The 5308-nt window shown below is 64.0% G+C and carries 5 protein-coding genes; 3 read left to right on the forward strand and 2 right to left on the reverse strand.

Annotated elements, in window-relative coordinates:
* From OEX18_15535 to OEX18_15545, 3 genes are all read left to right on the forward strand, one after another.
* Positions 1-1039 (forward strand): thiolase family protein (locus OEX18_15535; protein ID MDH4338676.1); only part of this gene is annotated, 1039 nt, incomplete at its 5' end.
* A 20-nt stretch (positions 1040-1059) separates the two neighbouring features.
* A complete protein-coding gene (locus tag OEX18_15540) occupies positions 1060-3132 on the forward strand; it encodes a hypothetical protein (GenBank protein MDH4338677.1) in 2073 nt (690 codons plus the stop codon).
* 12 nt (positions 3133-3144) lie between these two features.
* Positions 3145-3459 (forward strand): SemiSWEET family transporter, encoded by a 315-nt coding sequence (locus OEX18_15545; GenBank protein MDH4338678.1) that lies wholly within the window; start codon positions 3145-3147, stop codon positions 3457-3459.
* 220 nt (positions 3460-3679) lie between these two features.
* Here OEX18_15545 and OEX18_15550 read toward each other — a convergent pair whose 3' ends face one another.
* Together OEX18_15550 and OEX18_15555 are read right to left on the reverse strand one after the other, a co-directional pair.
* Positions 3680-4000: a hypothetical protein gene (locus OEX18_15550; protein ID MDH4338679.1), complete on the reverse strand. Its 321-nt coding sequence runs from the start codon at positions 3998-4000 to the stop codon at positions 3680-3682.
* A 219-nt stretch (positions 4001-4219) separates the two neighbouring features.
* On the reverse strand, positions 4220-5308 hold a 1089-nt coding region (locus tag OEX18_15555; GenBank protein ID MDH4338680.1), incomplete at its 5' end, for a prolyl oligopeptidase family serine peptidase.

Raw genomic sequence — 5308 nt, forward strand, 5'->3', positions numbered from 1 at the left:
GGACTTTCTCGTCATCGGCTCGACCATCCCCTGGCACTGGAAATTCTGGACCGCACCGCTCGTGTCCAGCTGCATGGGCCGGCGCCTGCCCGGCTATCACGTCGAGCAGGCCTGCGCGACCGGTCTGCAGGCCACGCTCCTCGGCGCCGGGGAAGTCCAGAACGGCGCCCACGATGTGGTGGGGGTTCTCACCTTCGACCGCACCAGCGATTCGCCGGTCGGCGTGTTTCCGGAACGCCGCTCCTATGAGAGGACGCAGGCGATCAGCGATGTGTGGGACAACTTCGGTTTCGACCCCGCCACCGGCAACGCCATGATCACCACCGCCGGCATGGCGGCCCGCAAGCACAAGCTGGATCGCAAGGAAGTGGACGAGATCACGTTCCACCGCTATGCGCAGTACTTCCGGGCCAAGGAATCCGGTCTGCTCGACCGCGTGCTGGTTCCGCTCGAGGTGTTGAACGTTCAGGGACGGCCGCTGGGCCGGGTGGACGAGGACAAGGGCGTGCGCCAGGTGACGATGGAGTCCCTGGTCTCCATGCGCGAACTGGATACCTGTGTCACCAGCGGCACGCAGACACACGCCTCCGATGGAATGGCAGTGCTGCTCGTTGCCACGCCGGAGAAGGCCGCACAGTTGAGCCCGCGCCCGGAGATCGACATCCAGTTCGTCGCCAAAACAGAGATGAGAACCGCCCCGAGCCTCATGCCCGAGGCGCCCACGCTTGCGGTCAAGAAGCTGCTGGATCGAACCGGGCTCAGCATGAAGGACATGGCGGTGGTGAAGAACCACAACCCGTTCGCTGTCAACGACGCCATCTTTGCGCGCGTGATGGGCTACGACTGGCGCGCGATGAACAACACCGGTTGTCCGCTGGTGTGGGGGCACCCGCAGGGGCCCACGCTAACGCGGGTGATCATCGAAGCGCTGGAGGAAGCGGTGGATCTGGGCGGTGGTTACGTGCTCGTGTTCGGTTGTGCGGCCGGGGACGTGGGCATCGCATCGATACTGAAGGTGACGGAGAGGGGGGATCGGTAATGGCGAGCGCGGTAGAACAGATGAGACCGTCGACGCTCGGCACGCTGGGGCTGGGTTCCGTACTGGAGATCTTCGCGCGCGGGCGGCTGCCCGTGGACGCCGGCGAGCTGGTTGACCAGGTCTTCGGCAAGGAGGGTAAACGGGGTTCGCTCGTCATATCCGGAGCCAATGGCATCGTGGGCGCGGGGAAGACCATGCAGCTCGGCTCGCGGCTCGAACCGTTCGGGGTGCCGGTCGTGGCGCTCGATCTGGCGGGCGCGCCCGATGGTATCGGCAGGCAGTACGAAGGGCTGGTGCGCTCCTTTGGTCCCGCCCGGGCGGCCCGGATCATGGAGAACGTCATCCGGGTGACCTACGACGGCAAGCGCCTGCCCCCGCGCCTCAAGGACCTCTCGCCACGGTTTCTGCTCGAGGCGATCCCGGAGATCCTCGACCTCAAGAAGGCGCACTACGAGATGTTCCGCGCGGAGTTTCCCGATATCCACATCAAGTCGGTGACGTCCGGTTTTCCGTCGTCGGAACTCGGTGTGGGTATCGCGCACCCCGCCTTCCCGCACGAGATCAACAAGATCTACGAAATCGTCGAATCGGACACCACACCGGCCACACAGTTGCTGTGGGCCCTCGGACTCATTCCCGTTCCGGTGAGCGACGACTGGTCGTTCGTGCTCGACGTGCTCTTCTGCGGCCTCACCCTCTCGGGCCTGCGGTATCACCGGGCATCCAACATGCCCTTCTGGAAGATCGACAAGTACATCCGCCGCGAGGTCGGACCGAATCCGTTCCGGGCGCACGATGCCATCGGTGCAAAGGGCGCCAACTTCCTGACGTGGTCGTGCCTCCATCATCTGGGCGAACACTACGGGGAGTTGTTCACGCCCACGCCCGACCTGGTCGCGCACAAGGACAGCGGTGAAGGGTGGTACCCGCCCAACCACTTCCGGCCCGTCGTCAACTGGACGCTGGATGACGCGGAAGAAGAGGAACTGCGGACATGGATCCTCGGGCCGGTCTACCAGATGACGAGCCTGATGCTCCATGAAAAGCGGGGCCACCTCGCTCATATCAACATCATCGGCGAGTTGTGTGCGCAGTTCCGCAGCGGCGTCCTGGCCGACATCCGCCGGCGCGGGGCGAAGGAAGTGAGCGGGATTGTCGCCGCCTATCATGCCGCGCATCCGGCGGCCGCAAAGAGCGCCTGGTATCCGGGTGCCTTCGAAGCGATCGGCGAGCCGGAGTGGCAGCAGCTCTACGTCAATGCCGAACACGATGGAAAGGCGGGCGTGATCACGATCGGGCGCGAGAGCTACAACAGCGACGTGGACGCGGAACTGAACCGCGCCATCGACTGGCTGCGCTCGGAGAAGATCGAGCGCGTCATCGTGACCGGCGATTTCCACCTGTCCACGCAGATGGTGGGGGCGGACACGGGCGACTTCTTCCCGGCGCTGAGCGACGAAGAACAGGGGCTCCGTATTTCGCGCTCCTGGTCGAAGACGGCGCGGCGGCTGAACGACGAGTTCAAGGTGTCGGTCGGTTTCGTGAACGGCAAGCGCTGTCTCGGCGGGATGCTCGAGCTGCTCACGCACTGTCACTATCTGGTCGCGGTCGAGGACGCCTCGCTGGGAATGCCCGAGGTCACGCTGCCCGTGGTTCCCGGCATGGAAGGGTGCCACTGGCCGTTTCGGAAGTGTGCGCCCAGGCAGCGGCCACAGCTGTTGAAACTCCTGCTCACCGGGCGGCCGGTGAAGGCGGGAGAGGCGGTCGGATGGCTCATCGACAGCGCAGGGCCCCTGCCGGATGCGCTGAAGACGGCGTGGGCCATCGCGACGCACGGCGACCACGGCCTGACCATGAGACCCGTCGAGACCGGCGCGCTCACCGGGGTTGCGGATGGTTCAATGGCAGAGTTCGCCGGTTCCGGCAACGAAGCCGGTGTTCGCGCGATCCTGGAGAACATCCGGGCCTCGTGCGGGACGAGCCTGTCCGAAGCGCTCGATGTGCAGGCCAGACACTCCGCGGGATTCATGTCGAGCGGGGAGTGCCGAAAAGGCGCCATCGGTGCCACGTACGCAAGAACGATGACGGTGTAGCTCTCGCACAACGTGGCTATCGGCCTGCAGAATTCAGAGATCGTCGGCCTCGTGGCAGGCTTTGGGACCACGTTTGCCGCCCTGCCCGATACGATCAGGATGGTCAGGCGGCGCTCCAGCAAGGGCCTGAGTCCCACCATGCCGGCCATCATGGCCGCGTTCCAGATCGTGTGGGTCTATTACGGAATCCTGATCGCTTCGTGGCCGGTGGTGGTCTGGAACACGATTGCCGTAGTCATCAACTCACTGTGCGTCGCAGCCTACTATCTGTTCGCCCGCCGCGAGCTTGCCCGTTTGGAGGAGGATCGTCCCGGTTCCCTGCGGTAATGCGAAGCGTTCATCCTGGCCGCCGTCCGAACGGTGTCCGGAGAGTCTGCGGTCTCGGCTCGGCCACGACCCCGGTATGCGGGGTGGGGTCCGGAGCCATGGGATGGGGTTCAACCACGTAGACGTGGACGAAGTGCACCTGGTCGGAGAAGGTGGTCTGCGCGTCGTAGGACTTCGCGGCAAGGGCGTTCAGGCCAGGCGCGCTGGCCTCGTACTTACCTCAGGTATAGGCGCCGAGCACCAGCAGAACAGGTTTGCTCCGCAGAAGCTCCGAGAGTCGACGGACGTTCCCATCCAGATCCGCGAGTGAGAACTCAACCGCCTTCGAGCCCACCGCAAGTGCGGCCTCCAGGGCGGCGACGTTCTGCGGGGAGAACTCCTGCTCGGGCCACGAATAGCAGTTCGACTGAAGGTCCTTGGACAGGAAGGATTCCTCATCCGTTGGGCGGACGGCTGCCGGGTCTTCGTGGCAGCCCGCGGCAATGATCGAGACGCTGGCCCAGCACAAGAATACCCATGCACATGCGTAACTACGTTTCATCAAGTCTTACTCCGAGCTTCTCGACAGGGGACTCCGGGGGAAAACGTGCGGCACCGGCAAGATATCATGAAACGCCCGGAGGGCCAAATAATACTGGCCTCCGGGCGTCTTCCACCACGTTCGCAGGGCGTTGGCCCGTCGCTGCCTCCAGCAAAACGGCGGTCCCACCGGTCAAACGGTGGAACCGCCGCTGTGTTGCCAGGCGACAGGGTGGACCCGCTACCGCAGCATCATCCACAGGTAGGCGTACGTGAGCGCCCAGCTGTACGCGCGCTGGTTCAAATTGGCGCCCGCGGCGTGCCCGCCCTCCGTGTTCTCATAGTAGTAAACCGGCTTGTTCATCTCGGTCATCTTCATCACCATCTTGCGCGCGTGTCCGGGGTGCACGCGGTCATCGCGTGTCGATGTGTAGAAGAAGACCTTGGGATAGTCCTGGTTCGCGTCGAGATTCTGGTACGGTGACCAGGTCTTGATGTACTCCCAGTCGTCCGTGTCGGGGTTGCCGTACTCGGCCATCCAGCTCGCGCCGGCCAGCAGCTTGTTGTAGCGCTTCATGTCCAGTAGGGGAACCTGGCACACCACGGCGCCAAACAGTTCCGGCCGCTGCGTGAAGCACCCGCCCACCAGCAACCCGCCGTTGGACCCGCCCACGATGCCGAGATGTTCGGGGGAGGTGACCTTGCGCTTGATCAGGTCCTCGGCCACGGCGATGAAGTCGTCGAATGCGTTCTGGTGCTTCTCCTGCATCGCCGCCTGGTGCCACTTGGGACCAAACTCGCCGCCGCCGCGGATGTTTGCCAGCACGTATACGCCGCCGCGCGCTACCCAGCTCGAACCCACCGTACCCGAGTAGTACGGCCGCATCGAGACTTCGAAGCCGCCGTAGCCGTACAGCTCCGTCGGGTTCTTTCCGTCGGCCTTGTAGCCCTTGGGCATGAAGATGAAGTAGGGGATCTTCGTGCCGTCCCTGGACACGGCCTCGTACTGGTCCACCTTCATCCCGGTGGCGTCGAACTCCGTGGGCATGCTCTTGATCTTCTTGAGCGACTTGCCGTCCTCCACGATGTAGAGGCTGGAAGGGGTCAGGAAGTCGGTATAGTTGATGTAGAAGACGTCGTCGTCGTCACTCGCGCCGGATATGCCCGCCGATCCCAGCCCCGGCAGCTTGATCTCCTCCGACTTCCAGTTCTTGCCGGACAGCGTGTGCTTGTAGAGCCGGCTCTTCACGTTGTCGAGCGTGGTCACCAGAAGATAGTTCTTCGTGTTGGCAACCGAACCCAGTGCCACCCGTTCCTTCGGCTGGAAGAG

This window comes from Candidatus Krumholzibacteriia bacterium (assembly GCA_029865265.1).
GTDB lineage: Bacteria > Krumholzibacteriota > Krumholzibacteriia > WVZY01 > JAKEHA01 > JAKEHA01.